The sequence below is a fragment of the Bacillus sp. REN3 genome (assembly GCF_017912555.1).
Classification (GTDB): Bacteria; Bacillota; Bacilli; order Bacillales; family Cytobacillaceae; genus Mesobacillus.
Map to the genome: position 1 here is coordinate 112,696 of NZ_JAERSD010000006.1, position 17,889 is coordinate 130,584.

Here is a 17,889-nt window from a genome sequence, read left to right on the forward strand (position 1 = left end):
TACAGGGGGCTGCAACATGAGAAAAAAATGGATATGGTGGCTTATGATCCTTCCGGTAATGCTGATCATTTTGGGATTTGCAGCTTATTTTGGGTACACGGTCTGGCAGACAGACGGACAGAAAGGCCCACAGCTGACACAGAAGCAAAAAGAGGCGCTAGAAAAGGTTGCTGTTTTTCAGGAGGAAACAACAGAGCATGAATATCGCAACGTCGGGGAATTTATAGCTGATTACCATGAATGGTACAATAAAACGCTCGGATGGGGTGGAATCGATTCTGTAGAATGGAAGGAACAGCAGGTAACTGCAACAGAAATACTCAATGTTCTTACTGGAATCCAGACAGATGATCTCGACCTTCAGGCCGACTTCAAAAAGATTGAAAACTATGCGAGAGCAATTGAAAGTGGAAAGAAGGAGAAGCAGCCGCTTCTTTACCTGCACCGCTATTTCCATGACCTGGATATTGAATTTAATGGGTACAAGCAATCGAAAGACTATTATAACATTACGAAATTCAAAGCAAGAAATGATTAATCGGGAGACATCCGGGTACGATAAGGAAGGCACCTAATATGAAAGGAGTGCTGCCAGCATGAAGATTGTGGTTTTATCCGACACCCATATGCCGAAAAAGGGAAGGACCCTTCCAGGTAAGTTGCTCAGGGAATTGGATAGCGCGGATTATATTATCCATGCAGGTGACTGGCAGACAATTGAATTATACAATGAACTGGGGAAATATGCCGAAGTCAAAGGTGTGACAGGGAATGTGGACAGCCCTGAATTGAAGGCAAAGCTGAATTCTAAAGAAATCCTAGTCGTGAATGATTTTAGGATCGGTATTGTGCATGGCCATGGATCAGGTAAGACAACCGAAAGGCGTGCTCAGGACGCTTTCAAGGATGAACGGGTCGATTGGATAGTCTATGGACATTCACACATTCCCGTTCTAAAGGAATTGGCTGGAACAATATTGTTCAATCCAGGCTCCCCGACGGATAAAAGGCGTCAAAAGGAGTTTTCATTCGGAATCATGACAGTAACGGATGTTGTTCGGGCAGAGCATATTTTTTATTCGGACAGGACATGAAAAGGACTTTACTATTTTAAAGGAGTTTTGAGCTAATGAAGACTTTCAATGTGAATTTCCATGCAGACGATCAGATGGATACAATGATTGTCCAGAAATTGAATGGGGAAGATTACGATAAAGTGACCGAAGGGGGGACCCGCCATTTATTCGACCTTGATACGAACATAGGATTCTTCGTATTCTTCGATGCCGAAGATAAAGAGGGCAATGAATATTATTTAATGCTGCAATATGAGGATGAGAACGAAGAACCTACCAATTGCTTTGGATTCCAACTGAAAGATTTCTACGAGTTTTCTGCTTTATATCTGAATGACCTTGAATTCAACGAGGAAGTCAGTGAAGAAGAGGAAGAATATGGCCCAATCCACCACTTAGCCCACCTACTCTATCACATTGTCGAAGAAGGGAAAGCGGTGGAGGTGTAAAAAAAGAGCATCTGCTCTTTTTTTAATCTGAACCATCCGCATCTTCCGTAGGCAGATGCTGCAGACAATATGCTTTGACCTCTTCGATTTCCTCATCTTCAAGGTCAAAGTCAAGGACCTTTTCTGTTTCTTCCTCTATGAAGTAATTTTGGAGAATCCGGCTTTCGTCGCCATCTGCAAGGAAGATCACTTTTAGAAGCAGTCCTTTTTCAGTATAAAGTTCATCCTCTTCATCCACTTCGACATGCAGGAAAAATTCATACCTCTCTCCTTTTAGCAGCCCAAATGGATCTTCAAGATATTCTGCAGTATGTCCGGTAATGACCATATAAATCATCCTTTTAATGTTTGTCTTTCCTATTATATATCTAAACTGGTGCGAACAATCAAGAAAAGATGCATTTGTTTCTACGCTTTCATAATTCTTCTTTTTCCATAGGGATTCCCATTGAGATTGTTTCGCTTCAAGTACATCTAGATTCTTATAAAAGTATAAAAGCATCAAGGAGCACATAAAAGAAAGTGCGCAGGCATATAATAATAACTGTTGCGCTGCTTCAAGTGAATGCTCATATTTTTGAATATTTAAGAAAGTGTGGTAAAATGAAAGAGATATCAAATATCGGATCATTCATTTATTATAAAAAGTTTCAATTGCCGGGCTTTTTATAATAAATGATTTTTTTTATCCCCCATTGATGGATAATTATAATGAGCAATTGAAAATTTCACTTAATCAATGGAACAATGAAATAGGAGCGTGAGGAAATGGCATTTGGCAGAAAACCACCTGAAGAAATCGTGACTGCAGAGACAAAAATTTGGGTATGTACCTCAGAAGATTGCAATTGCTGGGTTCGCGACAATTTTAAGAGCAGCAATCATCCCTCTTGCCCAATTTGCAAAAGTGAAATGGAACAAACAACAAGGGTATTGGAAGTAGTCAATAACAATAGCCAGAACCTGATTGGCTAATATATGGAAGCAGCCAGGAATCTTGGAATCCTGGCTATTTTCTTTTCTGGAATAACATTCCCGCCAAGAAGGATTCTCCAGCAGGAATAAAATATTGGCTTTGCGCTCGGCTTACTGAAATCCGGGAATGATCAACAATACAATTTACATGTAGGTAGTTCCTATTAAAACGGGTTTGTAAGCACATCTCCATTTTAAACAGTCTTCAAAAGATCTCTCCTTACGACAATCAACTCTTCCCTGTGCTATTTTCCGTAAAATAGCCAGTGTTCTTTGAAAAAGCCGATTATCAGGAGATGATGTCTGCGTGCAGAAGAGTAATTATCCAGCAGCCTAACTGCAGAAGATGTGTTTGTTTGCTCGATCGGCTCAACCGGGACGACAATTTATTGGTGGCATACAGTTTTAAGGACAAAGCGACAGGATATTGAACGACATAAATGAGAGAAAATGAAAAGCATCCGAATGCTGATTCGGATGCTTTTTTCAGGTCACTTGAAGCAACTGATGTGCAGCCACTTCCTTTATATGCGGATGAGAGGACTTGAACCTCCACGGTGTTGCCACCACTAGAACCTGAATCTAGCGCGTCTGCCGATTCCGCCACACCCGCGTGGGAACAAAATTTATTATAGCATACTAATTTATTTATTGGAATAAAAAATTTCATTTTTTTTAACGCCAATCCTAACAGGCAAGGGTTGCTAAAACTTTCATATTTGCTTCACGGATTCACTCTTTTTCCCATTTATAATTAAGGAAAAATAAACACAGAGAGATAGGTGGATATCGTGGGTAACATTTTAGGGATTCTTGGTCTGGGATTCGTGCTCGGAATTAAGCATGCATTGGAGCCTGATCACGTCATCGCTGTTTCGACTATCGCAGGGAGGCACAAATCATTTTGGCGCTCCGGTTTTTTAGGAGTGTTTTGGGGAATTGGCCATACAGCGACCCTTTTGGCCGTATTCGCCATCCTTTCGCTCACAAAACTCACCATTCCTGTCAGATGGGAAATGTCATTCGAATTGGCTGTTGGAATCATGCTGATTTATTTAGGCTTTTCTGCATTTAAAAAGCCAACGAAAAAAGCAAAGAGTAACAAAAAGCTAGAGAATAAACAATTTTTCATGAAATCTTTGTTCATCGGACAAATCCACGGACTAGCAGGCAGTGCGGCCATGACCCTGCTTACCCTTTCTATGGTTGATTCGTTCCTGGAAGCATGCTTATACATAGGTACCTTTGGTGTAGGGACAATCCTGGGAATGTTCCTGTTCACAATCGTTGTAAGTGTCCCATTCTTTTTTTCCGGGAAAATAAATAGAGCAGAGCGCATCTTAACAGGCGCTGCCTCAGTCATTAGTATATGCTACGGAATTTATTACATATATCTCATCACCATTAAGGACGGATTGTTTGTATCGCTGTCCGTGATTGCAAAACTTGGGTGAATCATGTGAAAAATTGGGGACAAATGTGGGTTTCCTATACTGAACGGTGGCCCAAAAGGTGCTTACCCATCACATTTTGTGGCATTGGATGGTATACATGATACCTTTATTGGAAGTCGAGCGTTTTTCTCGAATACTAATTCGGACCCCGGTTTATCAACTGAAAATCCAAAAACAAATTAGGAAAATCATTTTTGACCTTAACATCATTTTGACTTCATGTTTTTATACTCCTCTACGGTCAGCTCTCCGTATCATGTATATATTACAGGAATATTTCCTCCTCCCAGCAGATAAGATTTTATGGAGTGACAAGGGATGGGTGGCAAGTGGGATGAATGATGGCTTCAACGAATCATCACTGTTTGAGCACCGGTTCTGGCTGCAGGTGCTGGGTGACCATGCAAGATGCATAAAAGGCGCTTTGGAGTCAGTGGAAAAGGAGGATTTGAGTACAGCACAATCGTTTATAGAAAATTTTGATCATCTGCTCTCGACAATAGGGTCCACTGATTTAGTAGAGCTTAGCTTTCTGGCAGATGAAGAAGCGAGGAAAATTCGCCAATTCAAGCTGAATCTGATTGCAAAAATGCTTACGGGGAAAGTGGAAATACACTTCGGCCCTACCTTTGTAAACCATATGGTGAATGAGGTCGAGGAATATATCAGGGTTCTTCAATATCTGAAAAAGAAACAGAAACCGCCGGTATTCCATGAACTTCATCACCATTCAATCTGGCTATTGGACGCAGCTGGGCATGCCGGGGCCATTTCCAGTAATCTGGATCAAACTGAAAAAAAGTTGAAGGAAAAAAGTGATGCATATCTGAAACAGTTTGAGGATTTTTATTTGAAGGCAGTTGAAATGACTGGGTATCTTCGAACGAACCTGGCGACATTTCCGGCGATTCAGAGAATGAATTCAGAAGTCTCATTGGAAATACGGCTTTTTATGAAATTCCTTGATGAACTGAAAGAAATGGAAATGGCAGAAATGGCTTTAGGAAGTTTCGCCCCACTGATGGCCGACCACATGTTCAGGGAAGAATGCTACTATTTAACAAAAGTAGCGGAAGCCACAGAAATGGAAATGAAAAAATGCGACCCAGGGAAACCAAGAGTGCTCCCATAAATCACAACCTTCTTTGAGAATTACAGTTTTACGAACAGTTTAATCATTCAGCCGATTTGTCCCATGCCTTGGATTGACAAGGAAAGCTATTGGCTTTTTGCTGACGAATAGGGAATAAACAATCTAGTATAATAGCCCTAATTTTCTAGAAAAGAGAACATGCGTTCTCTTTTTGGACAAGGATATGGTATACTGAAATGGCAATAGTCTGATCTCAAGGGTGGTCGGCTAGCCCCGTTGAAAGGGGGTGATGCCTTTGACGATTTTCGAGACTTTGATGGCCATGTTTTCATTCGCGAGTCTGATCGTCGCTGTTTTAAGTTTTACCCAAAAAAAATAGACCTCCCTTGACCAAGAACTGAGGGAGAGGTCCAGCTATTACGATGGCCGATCCTCCGTGGGAAAGGCTATTGCAGGCTGCCGGTGGGCCAACACTGGCAGCCTTCTTTAATACATATATATTTTAGGATACCATATGATGTAAAGGATGTCACGGTATTAAGTTTCCTCTGCATGCCAAGTTTGTGAATTAGGCAATACTAGAAGTATTCGTTCATGAAAGGGGAAGGAAAGTGCCTGTAATCAAAACTAGTCAAAATAAAATATATTATGAAGAGTACGGGAGCGGCCTCCCGATTGTTTTCCTTCATCCGCCTGGGATGGGAAGGAAGGTTTTTAAATACCAGGAAAATTTAGCAGGAGGATTCCGGGTAATCTTTCCTGATTTGAGCGGACATGGCGATTCTTCTGCCGTTGAATCCCATGTTACAATTGAAAAATATGCTGACGAAGTACTCGCTTTGATTGACGGCCTTAAGCTTGGGAAAATTGCCGTGGTCGGCTATTCTTCCGGTGGCAGCATTGCGCAGGAGTTCGCTCTTCGTTACCCTGACAGAACCGTGGCGCTAATCCTGTCAGGCGGTTTTGCCGAAGTAGAGTCAGGTACGCTAAAATATGAACACATCCTCGGAATGTATTATGTGAAGCATGCCCCGAAGATTCTTGCGAAGGTCATCGCGACAGCCCATACATTTGACAAGAATTTCAGGCAGGAACTCATTGACCATATGCTGAAGGCCGACCGGAGAACCTGGTTCCAGTTCTATCATGAATCACTCCACTATTCATGTCTTGGAAGATTGGGGAACTTGAAGATTCCATTGCTGCTTGTTTATGGGGCAAGGGATTTCATCAATCAGCATATCAGGGCATATGAAAGGACAGTACCGGGATACAAAGCTGTCTTCATCAATCAGGTATCGCATCAGGTGCCAGTGAAAAAACACCAACAGTTCAATGAAGAAATCAAAAAATTCCTTGAAGGCCTCCAGATTATTCCAGAATAAATTTATGCAATCAGGGCAATCAAGTATAAAAAACACAACTTTGATATTCTCTCTGAAAACGCCCAGTTCAAGTTTGTTCCGGATAATCGGAGGGCGAATATTCTTTCGCTTCTCCTTGCAGGTTAAGAAAGAAAAGAGATAAAAAATTTTCTTTCTTTTTCTCCCTCGATTAATACACCGTTAGCAGCTCTCTGCAAATGATTCAGAAAATGAACCTTTTATGAAATTATAACTTTTATGCTTCTTCTTTATCTGGCTTTATGGCCATGAAGGCCGCAAGTGCTGCAGCCAGGCTTGCTGCCATCAATATAAAGAACATCAGCTTGGATGAGGTTTCCATCATTACTGCAACCAAAGGCGGGCCAGCTGCAACACCGATGAATCTCATTGAGCTGTAGATAGATGTGATTGTCCCCCGTTGCTCTTTTTCAATGCTTTCAGTGATCATAGCGTCAAGTGGCGGCAGGGTGGCTCCAATCGCAACACCTGCTAAAAGGAACATTCCGATGAGGAACCAGAGCTCTCTTGAAAACCCTAGAAGCGCAACAGATGCTGCAAGCAGCAGGAAGCTAATGAAAGTGATCCATTTCATCAATACCAGGTTCTTCTTGATGAGTTTTCCAGTTATGAATGACGATAGACAAAGAGCTCCGAGCGGAATAGCAAGTAACAATCCTTTTTTGAGATCTTTGATTCCATATTTATTCTCCAGGATTTCCGATAGAAAGAAAAGGACACCAAAAAGAACGAACATGACAATCACGCCAATAAAAAAAATGGCATAAAGCCAGCGGCCATTTTCAGTAAAGGTCATTTTGATTTTACTTGCAAAATCCTTGAAGGGCACATGCTTTACCTGTTGGTTCGGGCTTTTCACCAGAAAGACCATCATGATAATGGAAATCGAACAGAAAATTGGTATTGAAAAAAAGGGGAGGAACCAGATGAAACCTGCAAGGAAGGAGCCAAGGATTGGACTGAGGACCTTTCCCAGAGTGTTCGCTGTTTCAATTTCTCCAAGTGCCCCGCTCACATCGCGATCGTCCTTGAACATATCCCCAACCAAAGGCAATACTATCGGGAAAGCACCTGCTGCGCCGACACCCTGCAAGGCCCTTCCAACCAGGACAATCCAATACCCATTCTCTATTTGCCATGAGGCCCAGCCGGAAATCAGTCCACCTATCGCGGTGATGATCAGGCTCGGGATGATGACTTTCTTGCGGCCGATGTGATCGGAAAGGTAACCGGCAAGTGGAATCAAAAAAATAGCCACGATCGAATAGACTGTAATGATCATGCTTGATTGGAAAGCAGTAATTCCCATCCTTTTCTCGATGACTGGGAGTACCGGGATCAGCATTGAATTTCCAAGAGTCATGACAAGGGGGATGGAAGCGATGGAAACGATTGCCCATCTCTTCCTGTTAAAGCCTTTGTTTTTTGCGTCCCCCTCTTGATTGCCATGCGATCCTTCGGAATCGATGAACAAGTTTTCAACATGATTCATATCCAAAACCCGCCTTTTTTCATACTCTTTTTATTGTTGGCTGAATAGAAGGGAAAAAGTCTGTTTTTTTATGGTAATCTCTAAGTAGGACAGTGTATAACGGGGCACTAGAACAGAAATGAGGGGTAAAGATGGGAAAAATATTGTTCTTGAATATCGGAAAACCAGAGGAGTATCTTTGGAAAGGAAGGGTTAAACATTCCGCAATCGCCAAGAGAGGTGTAAAAGAGGCTTTTTTAGCCAAAGAGGGATTTTCCGGAGATGAAGTTGCCGAGAAACACTTTCACGGTGGCCCAGATAGGGCAGTCTGTTTCTATCCTAATGAACATTACGCTTTTTGGGAAAAAGAATTCGGGGTAAAGCTTGAGTCACCTTCGTTCGGTGAAAATATATCCACATTGAATATGCAGGAATCGGAAGTGTACATAGGTGATATTTACCAGTTGGGGGATGCGGTTATACAAGTATCCCAGGGGAGGATTCCATGTTCAAAAATCTCAGCGTATAATGGTGTTGATCTGCTTTTGAAAAAGGTTGTGGAAACTGGCTATACCGGCTATTTTTTCAGGGTGCTTCAAGAAGGAAAGGTAAGTTCCGACTCGAATATCATCCTATTGGAAAGAATCCAGGAAACTTTTTCGATTCTAAAAGCGAACCAATTTTTTTTCCAAAAGAAAAAAGATGATCAGGCAATCGGCCAATTACTTGAAGTAGACGAACTCGCTGTGCAATGGAAACTAAGTTTAAAAAAACAGTTAATACAGAAAAGTTGAAAAATTCCCATTTTATTGTTGACATTTTTGATTTGCCGCTTTAATATAATAAACAATAAATATCCAATTTGCTATGAAGAAGAGGAGTAACTGAAATTGGGTACTGCAGAGAGCTGATGGATGGTGAGAATCAGTGTAGCTGTTTCAGTGAATGGACTTCTGAGCTTCCAAACCGAACCCTTTGGGCAGTAGGCTTTGGCGAAATGGCCTTATCGTTACAAAAGGCACGCATTCAGCAATTTTTCTGCTCGATGCTATGGAGTGAGCCGTATATCGGCTAAAAAAGGTGGCACCACGGGTCTCCCGTCCTTGTTTAACAGGCGGGGGGCCTTTTTGCATGCTTTTTTCTTGATTTTTCAAAACTAAATAATGTTAATTCGATGAGCAAGAAGAGTAGGCAGACGATTTCCGTTTCAGAGAGCCGGGGCAGGTGCGAGCCGGTACAGATATCCCTGTTGAATGGACTTGTGAGAGGCAGCTTGAACTTTTAGTATGGCTGCCCGGGATTCCGCCGTTAAAAGGATAGGGTATAATGAAGACTGTTTTTCCTGTACCCGAAAGAGAGGGAGCTTCTTGCTCCAAACTGAGGTGGCACCGCGGTCCATATGTTATCGTCCTCTATACAGCACTTTTTTTGTGCATGTATAGGGGATTTTTTTATTCTTTGAAGGAGGAATATTCAATGAAAGTCCAATCACTGGAAGTCATTGCTGAACAGCTTGAAGGTGATACTCTGACACCAATCTCTGTCTACAAAAGGATTTCGGGAAAAAAGAAATTCCTGCTTGAAAGCTCATATAAACATCATGAATCTGGCCGGTTTTCATTTATCGGCGCTGACCCAGTCTACGAATTGATCACCAAGGATGGAAAGACCCTGTTGAAAAAAGATGGAGCCATTGCTTTGTTGGATAAGGGTTTTTCAGAAGCATTGAAGGAACTCCTGCCTAAGATTGACTCCCGGATGGACATTCCGTTCATCGGCGGAAGCGTTGGATATATCGGTTACGATTTCGTCAGGGAAATGGAAGAAATAGGTTCCGTTCCCAGTGATCCGTTTGACATGCCGGATGCGCATCTCATGTTCTTTAATGAACTCATCGTTTTTGATCACGTAAAACAAAAAATTATTCTGGTCGGGATTTTGTTCCCTGATCAAAATGAAAAACTGCTCATCGAAAGGCTGGAAAAAAGAAAAAAGGAGCTTGCTTCCGATGATAGCCTTCTTGTAAGTGAAGGATTTTCAATGACAGATTTTCGATCTTCCCAATCACAGGATGTGTTTGAACAATCTGTCAAAAAAGCGAAGGAATTGATTGAAGTGGGGGAAGTCTTCCAAGTTGTACTCTCAAGGAGGCTGACGGCGAAGACAGATGGTGACCCGTTTTCCTTCTACAGGAAGCTGAGAGTCAATAACGCCTCTCCCTATATGTATTTTCTTGATTTTGAAGATTATGTCATAGCCGGATCCTCCCCGGAAAGCCTGGTTAAGTATCGAAACGGCACTATAACGGCAAATCCGATTGCCGGAACAAGGCCAAGGGGCGAAACACCAGAGATTGATGCTGAACTTGAAGATGAACTAAGACAAGATGAAAAAGAGCTTGCAGAACATAAGATGTTGATCGATCTTTCGCGGAATGACCTGGGAAGGATTTGCAAAATAGGAAGTGTCGAGGTCAGCAAATACATGGAAATTGAGCGGTATCAATATGTCATGCACCTGGTTTCTGAAGTTACTGGGACACTTGCACCCGGAGCCCACCCCATTGACGGGCTGTCCGCCAGCCTTCCAGCAGGAACGGTGTCGGGTGCACCTAAAATCAGGGCGATGCAGATCATTAACGAACTAGAGCCCCAAAAACGAGGTGTATATGCAGGAGCGGTTGGTTATTTCTCAGCCTGCGGCGCCATGGACTTCGCCCTTGCGATCAGGACGATGGTCGTCAAGGGGAACAAAGGGTATTTCCAAGCAGGAGCAGGGATTGTCCATGATTCAGACCCGGCAAAAGAATATGAGGAAACAAACCATAAATTAAAGGCGATGATGGAGGCTGCCGATGATTCTTCTTATTGATAATTATGATTCGTTCACCTTCAATCTGTATCAGTTTTTAAGTGAACTTGGAGCAGATGTGAAAATCTTCAGGAATGATAAACTGGCACTCGAAGAGGTTGGGACTCTCGCGCCTGAAGGGATTGTCCTATCACCAGGTCCGGGTAGGCCTGAGAACGCCGGCATCTGTGTGGATCTCATCCGTACTTTCTCGAAAACAATCCCAATTCTTGGAATCTGTCTTGGCCATCAGGCGATTGGATATGCCTTTGGAGCATCAATCGTGAGAGCAAAGCAAATTCTGCACGGTAAGCAATCTACAATATCGTGTTTACCTGATTCCATCTTTGGTTCTCTGCCAGAGAAAATCGAAGTGATGAGATACCATTCACTTGTAATCGACCGCAAGACCCTTGGCCCAGGATTTGAAATCCTTGCTGAAACAATGGATGACAGGGAAATCATGGCGCTTAAACATAAAGAATATAGGTTGTTCGGCTTACAGTTCCATCCAGAATCTATCGGGACGAAGGACGGAAAACAAATATTGAAAAACTTTCTTGATGAAATACGAAAGGAGAAATTGGCCCATGAAACAATATCTTGAGAAAATTGTTGAGAGCAATTCGTTGACAGAAGATGAAATGGAAGCAGCGGTGAAGGTGTTATTTACAGAGGAAGTAAGTGATAGTGAAATCGCGGCATTCTTGACCGGGCTAAAATCAAAGGGTGAAACGGCGATGGAGGTGACAGGTATAGTCAAGGCCATCAGGAAGCAAGCTTTGGGATTCAGCAAAAGGATGCCTGGTGTGCTTGATAATTGCGGAACGGGAGGAGATGGATCAGGGAGCTTCAATATCAGCACAACTGCTGCATTTGTCATTGCAGGTGCAGGAATCCCTGTTGCCAAGCATGGGAACAGGAGCGTTTCAAGTACAACCGGCAGTGCCGATGTCCTAGAAGAACTGGGAATCTGCATCGATCTTTCCCCGGAAGAAACGGAAGCAGTCCTTGAAGAAAACGGAATTGCCTTCCTTTATGCTCCTCATGTCCACCCAAAACTTAAACAAATCATGAAGGTGCGGAGGGAACTGCGTATACCTACCATCTTCAATCTGATTGGCCCACTGACGAATCCTGTCCAGCTTGATTATCAGTTGCTTGGAATCTACCGGAAGGATATGCTGGAGAAATTTGCGGAAGTTCTTCATTCGCTTGGCAGGAAGAGGGCAGTCGTACTGAATGGTGCTAACTCGATGGACGAAGCATCGCTTTCCGGGGAAAATGAGATGGTTTTTGTGGAAAACGGAAAAGTATCTAAGCTGACGCTCCACCCTGAAGAAGTCGGTTTGCCTGTATATGACCATTCCGATATCCTAGGTGGCAGCGCAAAAGATAATGCTATCATATTGAAACAAGTCTTGCAGGGAAAGAAAGGGGCACAAAGGGATACAGTGCTGCTGAATGCTGGAATTGGAATCTATACTGCAGGAAGAGCGTCCTCGATCAAAGAAGGGATTGAAGCTGCTGCTGAAAGTATAGATTCCGGCCGCGCAAGGTCAAAACTGGATTACTTGATACAAATTAGTTCGAAAAAGGCGGTGGGTTAATGATGGAGACAATCCTGGATAGTATTATCGACCGAAAGAAAATAGAAGTGGAACAGCTGAAAAGCACTGGGACAGGGACATCATTCCAAACATATAAAACAAGATCATTGATCAGCCAACTAAAAAAAGAAAATCATGTTTCGATCATTTCGGAATTCAAAAGAGCCTCACCTTCAAAAGGAAATATCAATTTAAAGCTGGAGCCCCATGAACAGGCATTATTATACAAGGAAGCCGGCGCATCGGCAGTATCGGTGCTCACTGATGAGAAAGGATTCAAAGGTTCGTTTTCGGATCTCGAAAAAGTCCGGCTGGCAGTGGACCTCCCAATTCTTTGCAAGGATTTCATTATTGATAAGATCCAGATTGACATGGCGGGAAAATCGGGTGCTGACGTGATTCTATTGATCGCAGCTGTTCTGAGTCAAGCAGAACTTGCTTCATTTCATTCTTATGCTTCAGCGAAAGGGTTGGAATGTCTGGTGGAAATCCACGATGAAACTGACATGGAAAAAGCAGTGGCGATAAACGCGCCATTAATTGGCATCAATAACCGTGACTTGAGAACCTTTGAGGTGAGCTTTGCCCAAACGGAAAGACTCGGGCCGCTAGTAAGGGAATCAGGAGCGTTGCTGATCAGTGAAAGCGGAATGAAAACCAGGGAGGATGTCATGCGGGCAGCAGCTGCCGGAGCAAACGGGGTCCTTATCGGGGAAACCTTAATGAAATCTGGAGATATAGCTAAAAGTTTGAAGGATTTTTCAGTCCCCCTTGGTGTGAGGGTTGAATGAAAGTTAAAATCTGTGGAATCAAAAGCGTTGATGCGGCAAAGTGTGCAGTTGAAGCAGGAGCCGATGCGATAGGTTTTGTCTTTGCTCCCAGCACAAGAAGGATCACTAATGAACAGGCAAAAAAAATTATCAAGCAGCTGCCTGGAGATGTCTGGAAAGTGGGTGTCTTTGTAGACGAGGAAGCAAAGTTCATAAAGGAGGTCGCAGATACCGTGGGATTGTCACATATTCAGCTGCATGGAAAAGAAGACCCGGACTTGTACCAGGAAGTGGGTCTCCCAATCATAAAATCAGCAGCAATCAAATCAAAACAGGATACTGATCGGCTTTTCTCGATCCGCTCACCGTATCTGCTGCTTGACAGTCCTCCCGAAGCTTTCATGGGAGGGAGTGGCAACAGCTTTGACTGGATGCAGGTTGAGGGATTGGGATTGAAAAGGAGCAATATTATCTTAGCTGGAGGATTGACATCCAAAAACGTCCGGGCAGCGATTAAAGCCGTTAGGCCCTTCATGGTCGATGTCAGCAGTGGGGTGGAGACGGATGGAGAAAAGGACTTCCGAAAAATCAGGGAATTCATTATGACAGCGAAAAAGAAAGAGGAGGTTGTTTGAAAATGAAGGCAACGACTTACAGGCTGCCAGACGAAAAAGGGCATTTCGGACAATATGGGGGCAGGTTCATACCTGAGACATTGATGCAGGCGGTATTGGAACTTGAGGACGAATATGAACGGGCGATTGCTGATGAAGATTTCCAGGCCGAACTGGAAGGGTTGATGAAGGATTATGTCGGCAGGGAAACACCATTATACTTTGCTGAGAATCTCACCAGATATGTAAACGGCGCAAGGATTTACCTGAAGCGGGAAGATCTGAATCATACCGGAGCACATAAAATTAACAATACTGTCGGGCAAGCGCTCCTGGCCGTAAGGATGGGAAAAAGGAAAATCGTTGCCGAAACCGGGGCCGGACAGCATGGGGTCGCCACTGCCACTGTTTGTGCGTTATTGAACCTGGAATGCGTTATTTTTATGGGAAAAGAAGACATCAAGCGCCAGCAGCTGAATGTTTTTCGTATGGAGCTTCTCGGCGCAAAAGTCATCAGTGTCGATTCGGGGAGCGGGACATTGAAAGATGCTGTCAATGAAGCACTTCGTTACTGGGTAACAAACGTGAGAGATACTCATTATATCCTTGGTTCGGTAATGGGTCCTCACCCTTTTCCGAAGATGGTACGAGATTTCCAATCAGTAATTGGCAAAGAAACAAAAAAACAATTTTTGGAAAGGGAATGCTGTCTGCCTGATGCACTTGTTGCCTGCATTGGGGGAGGTAGTAATTCAATAGGCATGTTTTACCCGTTCATAGACGATGAAGGTGTAAAAATCCATGGTGTTGAGGCAGCTGGCCACGGCTTGCATACGAAAAAGCATGCTGCCTCCCTGGCAAAGGGAAAACCAGGAATTTTGCATGGAGCAAAAATGTATCTTTTACAGGATGATGACGGTCAGATCCAGGAAGCGCATTCGATTTCAGCGGGGCTTGATTACCCTGGCATCGGGCCGGAGCATAGTTATCTTCATGATATCAAGAGAATTCGTTACCATGCAGTTACGGATGATGAAGCACTGGATGCTTTTAAACTGCTATCAAGACTTGAAGGCATCATACCAGCCTTGGAAAGTGCGCATGCTGTTGCGTATGCTATAAAACTGGCTGAAGAAATGGAAAAAGCCAAATCCATCGTCGTTTGCCTTTCTGGTCGTGGGGACAAGGACGTTGAGACGATCAAAAACAGGATGGGGGGATTAGAGTAATGGATAGAATAGCAGAGGCTTTGTCAAAAGCAGGTAAAAAAGCTTTTGTTCCCTATATCATGGCAGGTGACGGTGGCCTTGAGGAGTTTGTCAGGAGGCTAAAATTCCTTCAGGAAAATGGTTCGGATGCAATCGAAATTGGCATTCCTTTTTCTGATCCGGTCGCAGATGGGCCGACAATTCAGCGGGCTGGGGAGCGGGCACTGAATCAAGGAATAACATTGAAGAAAGTATTGGAGACTCTTGCGGGATACCGAAATGAAATTTACATCCCCCTCATATTGATGACTTATTTGAATCCTCTAGTGGCATATGGTCTTGAAAAGATTGCGAAGGACGCCAAACAAGCGGGCGTGGCGGGTTTGATCATCCCCGATCTGCCCATTGAGGAAGAGGAAATGATCCTTCCACTGCTTGAAAAAGAAGAGATTTCCCTTATTCGTCTAGTTACCCTGACAACTCCGTCAGGAAGGATCAGGAAAATAGCTGAAAAAGCGAAGGGATTCATCTATGCCATCACTGTAACAGGGATTACAGGCACCAGGAAGGAGTTCAACGAAGAACTGTACGATTTCCTATCAGAAGTCAAAACGGCAAGCAGTATCCCAGTTCTTGCCGGGTTTGGGGTATCAACAAAAGAACAGATCGAGGAGGTCTGCCAGCATTGTGATGGAGTGGTCATCGGCAGCCGGATCATCGACCTTTTTGAAAAAGGAGATTACGAAGGAATCAGGGAGCTGATCCAGTCGGCTGAAACGGTAAATATCTAAAAAAATAGCCGCTGTCTAAATGAAGACGGCGGCTATTTTTTTTGGGCTGTTACACATACTGCGAGGACAGGCCGTACTTTTTTATACGCAGCAACAGGATTGGTAAAACCGGCTTCCAGCAAATCCCGCTTTATCCTTTCTCCCATAACCTTTGCTGTTTCGTCCGTTGCCCCTTCCTCTCTTGGCTGGACAGTCAGGACAATTCTACCGTCAACTTTCATCAACTTGTGAAGGTGCTTCAACGATTGGATAGGTTTTCCCCAAAGGGGATAATTGTTGACTGAGATAATTTTATTATAATAGTGGTCCGGCTGAAAGTTTATGACATCGCCTATCGCAAGGTATACTTTTCCTGTCTCCAGCCATTCCTTATTCCTTTTGGCTGCATCTTCGTACATTTTATCGGATATGTCAATCCCATCAATTGCTATAAAACGATATCGTTCCATCATTGTTTTAATTCCATAGCCCGGGCCATATCCGACTTCGAGAATCCTGTCTCTTTTTTGGATTTGGAGTTTTTGGATGCTCCATTTATTTATCTTCCTGTTTTCGAAAAACATGATTGTCCCAGCAAGCTTTCCAAGAAGCCCTTTTGGTCTTTCAAATTGCTTTGCTATTGGTTCCATGATGTTTACTCCCTTTCATATTTTATATCCTTTTTTCCTACATTCAACAAATCCAAACCTGATATATCCAGATTGCTCCTTAAAATGATTCTCAGGATTTGAAGGATTTATGAATACGATTTACTTTGATGATCAGGCTTTTGATGGATAAAAACAAAAATGCGTCTTTTTGTGATACCAGTATGGATTTATGAAAACTTGCTGTTTGGGGCGATTGGCTTAATGGTAAGCACTTCGTGCATTGATGATTTCAAGGAGCGGTTTCAGGCTTTCATTGCTCATTGCGCCCCAAAAGGGAGTGCATTCCGCTTTTGCGTTACCTTTTGCTGCTCTCCGCGCCCCCAAAGGGAGTGCATTCCGCTCATGCGTTACCTTTTGCTGCTCCCTGTTCCCCAAAAGGGAGTTCCCCGAGTCCCCAAAGGGAGTGCAACACCCTCTTGCGTTACCTTTTGCTGCTCTCCGCGCCCCCAAAGGGAGTGCATCCTGCTCTTGCGTTACCTTTCACTGCTCACTGTGCCCCAAAAGGGAGTCATTTCGCTCATGCGTTACCTTTCACTGCTCCCCGCGCCTCCAAAGGGAGTGCATTCCGCTCATGCGTTACCTTTTGCTGCTCATTGAGCCCCCAAAGGGAGTGCATCCCGCTTTTGCGTTACCTTTCACTGCTCCCTGTGCCCCAAAAGGGAGTGCAATACGCTCATGCGTTACCTTTTGCTGCTCATTGAGCCCCCAAAGGGAGTGCATCCCGCTTTTGCGTTACCTTTCACTGCTCCCTGTGCCCCAAAAGGGAGTGCAATACGCTCATGCGTTACCTTTTGCTGCTCATTGAGCCCCCAAAGGGAGTGCATTCCGCTTTTGCGTTACCTTTTGCTGCTCTCCGCGCCCCAAAAGGGAGTGCATTCCGCTCATGCGTTACCTTTTGCTACTCTCTGTTCCCCAAAAGGGAGTGCATTCCGCTTTTGCGTTACCTTTTGCTACTCCCCGCGCCCCCAAAGGGAGTGCATCCTGCTCATGCGTTACCTTTCACTGCTCATTGAGCCCCAAAAGGGAGTGCATTTCGCTCATGCGTTACCTTTTGCTACTCTCTGTTCCCCAAAAGGGAGTGCATTCCGCTTTTGCGTTACCTTTTGCTACTCCCCGCGCCCCCAAAGGGAGTGCATCCTGCTCATGCGTTACCTTTCACTGCTCATTGAGCCCCAAAAGGGAGTGCATTTCGCTCATGCGTTACCTTTCACTGCTCACTGCGCCTCCAAAGGGAGTCATTTCGCTCATGCGTTACCTTCACTGCTCCCCGCGCCTCCAAAGGGAGTGCATTCCGCTCATGCGTTACCTTTTGCTGCTCATTGAGCCCCCAAAGGGAGTGCATCCCGCTTTTGCGTTACCTTTCACTGCTCCCTGTGCCCCAAAAGGGAGTGCATTTCGCTCATGCGTTACCTTTTGCTGCTCATTGAGCCCCCAAAGGGAGTGCATCCCGCTTTTGCGTTACCTTTCACTGCTCT

Annotated in this window: 19 protein-coding genes, 1 tRNA gene and 2 other annotated features; of the genes, 16 read left to right on the top strand and 4 right to left on the bottom strand. The window is 44.0% G+C overall.

Annotation, left to right across the window (positions count from 1 at the left end; genetic code table 11):
* The first annotated feature begins 16 nt into the window (after positions 1 to 16).
* From JJQ88_RS07555 to JJQ88_RS07565, 3 genes are read left to right on the top strand one after another with little or no spacing between them, the layout of a single operon-like run.
* On the top strand, positions 17 to 538 hold the full coding sequence (locus JJQ88_RS07555; protein WP_210365130.1) for a hypothetical protein: 522 nt from the start codon (positions 17 to 19) through the stop codon (positions 536 to 538).
* A gap of 58 nt (positions 539 to 596) precedes the next feature.
* Positions 597 to 1,094: a metallophosphoesterase family protein gene (locus tag JJQ88_RS07560; protein ID WP_210365131.1), complete on the top strand. Its 498-nt coding sequence runs from the start codon at positions 597 to 599 to the stop codon at positions 1,092 to 1,094.
* Positions 1,095 to 1,129: 35 nt separating this feature from the next.
* Positions 1,130 to 1,525: a cytosolic protein gene (locus JJQ88_RS07565; protein ID WP_210365132.1), complete on the top strand. Its 396-nt coding sequence runs from the start codon at positions 1,130 to 1,132 to the stop codon at positions 1,523 to 1,525.
* A gap of 22 nt (positions 1,526 to 1,547) precedes the next feature.
* On the opposite strand, the gene JJQ88_RS07570 is transcribed toward JJQ88_RS07565, so the two are convergent.
* Positions 1,548 to 1,853 carry a DUF6509 family protein gene (locus JJQ88_RS07570; protein WP_210365133.1) on the bottom strand — a complete coding sequence of 102 codons (306 nt, stop codon included), beginning with the start codon at positions 1,851 to 1,853 and terminating at the stop codon, positions 1,548 to 1,550.
* A gap of 440 nt (positions 1,854 to 2,293) precedes the next feature.
* Here JJQ88_RS07570 and JJQ88_RS07575 point away from each other — a divergent pair, with 440 nt between their 5' ends.
* Positions 2,294 to 2,500, top strand: coding sequence for a cold-shock protein (locus JJQ88_RS07575; RefSeq protein ID WP_210365134.1), 207 nt, complete (start codon positions 2,294 to 2,296; stop codon positions 2,498 to 2,500).
* Positions 2,501 to 3,029: 529 nt separating this feature from the next.
* Here the strand turns inward: JJQ88_RS07575 and JJQ88_RS07580 are convergent.
* Positions 3,030 to 3,113: transfer RNA gene (locus JJQ88_RS07580), tRNA-Leu, on the bottom strand.
* 178 nt (positions 3,114 to 3,291) lie between these two features.
* Between JJQ88_RS07580 and JJQ88_RS07585 the strand changes: the two genes are divergently transcribed.
* The 4 genes from JJQ88_RS07585 to JJQ88_RS07595 all read left to right on the top strand — a co-directional run bounded on the left by JJQ88_RS07585 (position 3,292) and on the right by JJQ88_RS07595 (position 6,432).
* A complete protein-coding gene (locus tag JJQ88_RS07585) occupies positions 3,292 to 3,954 on the top strand; it encodes an urease accessory protein UreH (RefSeq protein ID WP_349237107.1) in 663 nt (220 codons plus the stop codon).
* A 334-nt stretch (positions 3,955 to 4,288) separates the two neighbouring features.
* Positions 4,289 to 5,086 (top strand): DUF2935 domain-containing protein, encoded by a 798-nt coding sequence (locus JJQ88_RS07590; protein WP_210365136.1) that lies wholly within the window; start codon positions 4,289 to 4,291, stop codon positions 5,084 to 5,086.
* A 250-nt stretch (positions 5,087 to 5,336) separates the two neighbouring features.
* The gene (locus tag JJQ88_RS21820) at positions 5,337 to 5,426 is read left to right on the top strand and encodes a putative holin-like toxin (protein ID WP_481748284.1); all 90 of its coding nucleotides are present in this window, start codon (positions 5,337 to 5,339) and stop codon (positions 5,424 to 5,426) included.
* Between the two features lie 232 nt (positions 5,427 to 5,658).
* A complete protein-coding gene (locus tag JJQ88_RS07595; protein ID WP_349237108.1) occupies positions 5,659 to 6,432 on the top strand; it encodes an alpha/beta fold hydrolase in 774 nt (257 codons plus the stop codon).
* A gap of 235 nt (positions 6,433 to 6,667) precedes the next feature.
* Here the strand turns inward: JJQ88_RS07595 and JJQ88_RS07600 are convergent, their stop codons facing one another.
* Entirely contained in the window at positions 6,668 to 7,942 is a 1,275-nt protein-coding gene (locus JJQ88_RS07600) for an MFS transporter (protein WP_210365137.1), read from the bottom strand.
* A gap of 131 nt (positions 7,943 to 8,073) precedes the next feature.
* Here JJQ88_RS07600 and JJQ88_RS07605 point away from each other — a divergent pair, with 131 nt between their 5' ends.
* From JJQ88_RS07605 to trpA, 8 genes are all read left to right on the top strand, one after another.
* Positions 8,074 to 8,715, top strand: a complete 642-nt coding sequence (locus tag JJQ88_RS07605; protein WP_210365138.1) for an MOSC domain-containing protein — start codon at positions 8,074 to 8,076, stop codon at positions 8,713 to 8,715.
* A gap of 64 nt (positions 8,716 to 8,779) precedes the next feature.
* Positions 8,780 to 9,029: a binding site (T-box leader), on the top strand.
* 57 nt (positions 9,030 to 9,086) lie between these two features.
* Positions 9,087 to 9,337, top strand: a binding site (T-box leader).
* 60 nt (positions 9,338 to 9,397) lie between these two features.
* Positions 9,398 to 10,792, top strand: coding sequence for an anthranilate synthase component I (gene trpE / locus JJQ88_RS07610; RefSeq protein WP_210365139.1), 1,395 nt, complete (start codon positions 9,398 to 9,400; stop codon positions 10,790 to 10,792).
* The gene (locus JJQ88_RS07615; RefSeq protein ID WP_210365140.1) at positions 10,776 to 11,378 is read left to right on the top strand and encodes an anthranilate synthase component II; all 603 of its coding nucleotides are present in this window, start codon (positions 10,776 to 10,778) and stop codon (positions 11,376 to 11,378) included. Before trpE ends, JJQ88_RS07615 begins: the two co-directional genes overlap by 17 nt.
* Positions 11,362 to 12,381, top strand: a complete 1,020-nt coding sequence (gene trpD / locus JJQ88_RS07620) for an anthranilate phosphoribosyltransferase (protein ID WP_210365141.1) — start codon at positions 11,362 to 11,364, stop codon at positions 12,379 to 12,381. Before JJQ88_RS07615 ends, trpD begins: the two co-directional genes overlap by 17 nt.
* A gap of 2 nt (positions 12,382 to 12,383) precedes the next feature.
* Complete coding sequence (trpC, locus tag JJQ88_RS07625; RefSeq protein ID WP_210365211.1) at positions 12,384 to 13,172, top strand: indole-3-glycerol phosphate synthase TrpC; 789 nt, start codon at positions 12,384 to 12,386, stop codon at positions 13,170 to 13,172.
* Positions 13,169 to 13,786, top strand: a complete 618-nt coding sequence (locus tag JJQ88_RS07630) for a phosphoribosylanthranilate isomerase (protein ID WP_210365142.1) — start codon at positions 13,169 to 13,171, stop codon at positions 13,784 to 13,786. Before trpC ends, JJQ88_RS07630 begins: the two co-directional genes overlap by 4 nt.
* Before the next feature lie 2 nt (positions 13,787 to 13,788).
* A complete protein-coding gene (gene trpB, locus JJQ88_RS07635) occupies positions 13,789 to 14,994 on the top strand; it encodes a tryptophan synthase subunit beta (RefSeq protein ID WP_210365143.1) in 1,206 nt (401 codons plus the stop codon).
* Entirely contained in the window at positions 14,994 to 15,764 is a 771-nt protein-coding gene (gene trpA, locus JJQ88_RS07640) for a tryptophan synthase subunit alpha (RefSeq protein WP_210365144.1), read from the top strand. Before trpB ends, trpA begins: the two co-directional genes overlap by 1 nt.
* Before the next feature lie 32 nt (positions 15,765 to 15,796).
* On the opposite strand, the gene JJQ88_RS07645 is transcribed toward trpA, so the two are convergent.
* Positions 15,797 to 16,393, bottom strand: a complete 597-nt coding sequence (locus JJQ88_RS07645; RefSeq protein WP_246860975.1) for an SAM-dependent methyltransferase — start codon at positions 16,391 to 16,393, stop codon at positions 15,797 to 15,799.
* Positions 16,394 to 17,889 lie beyond the last annotated feature (1,496 nt).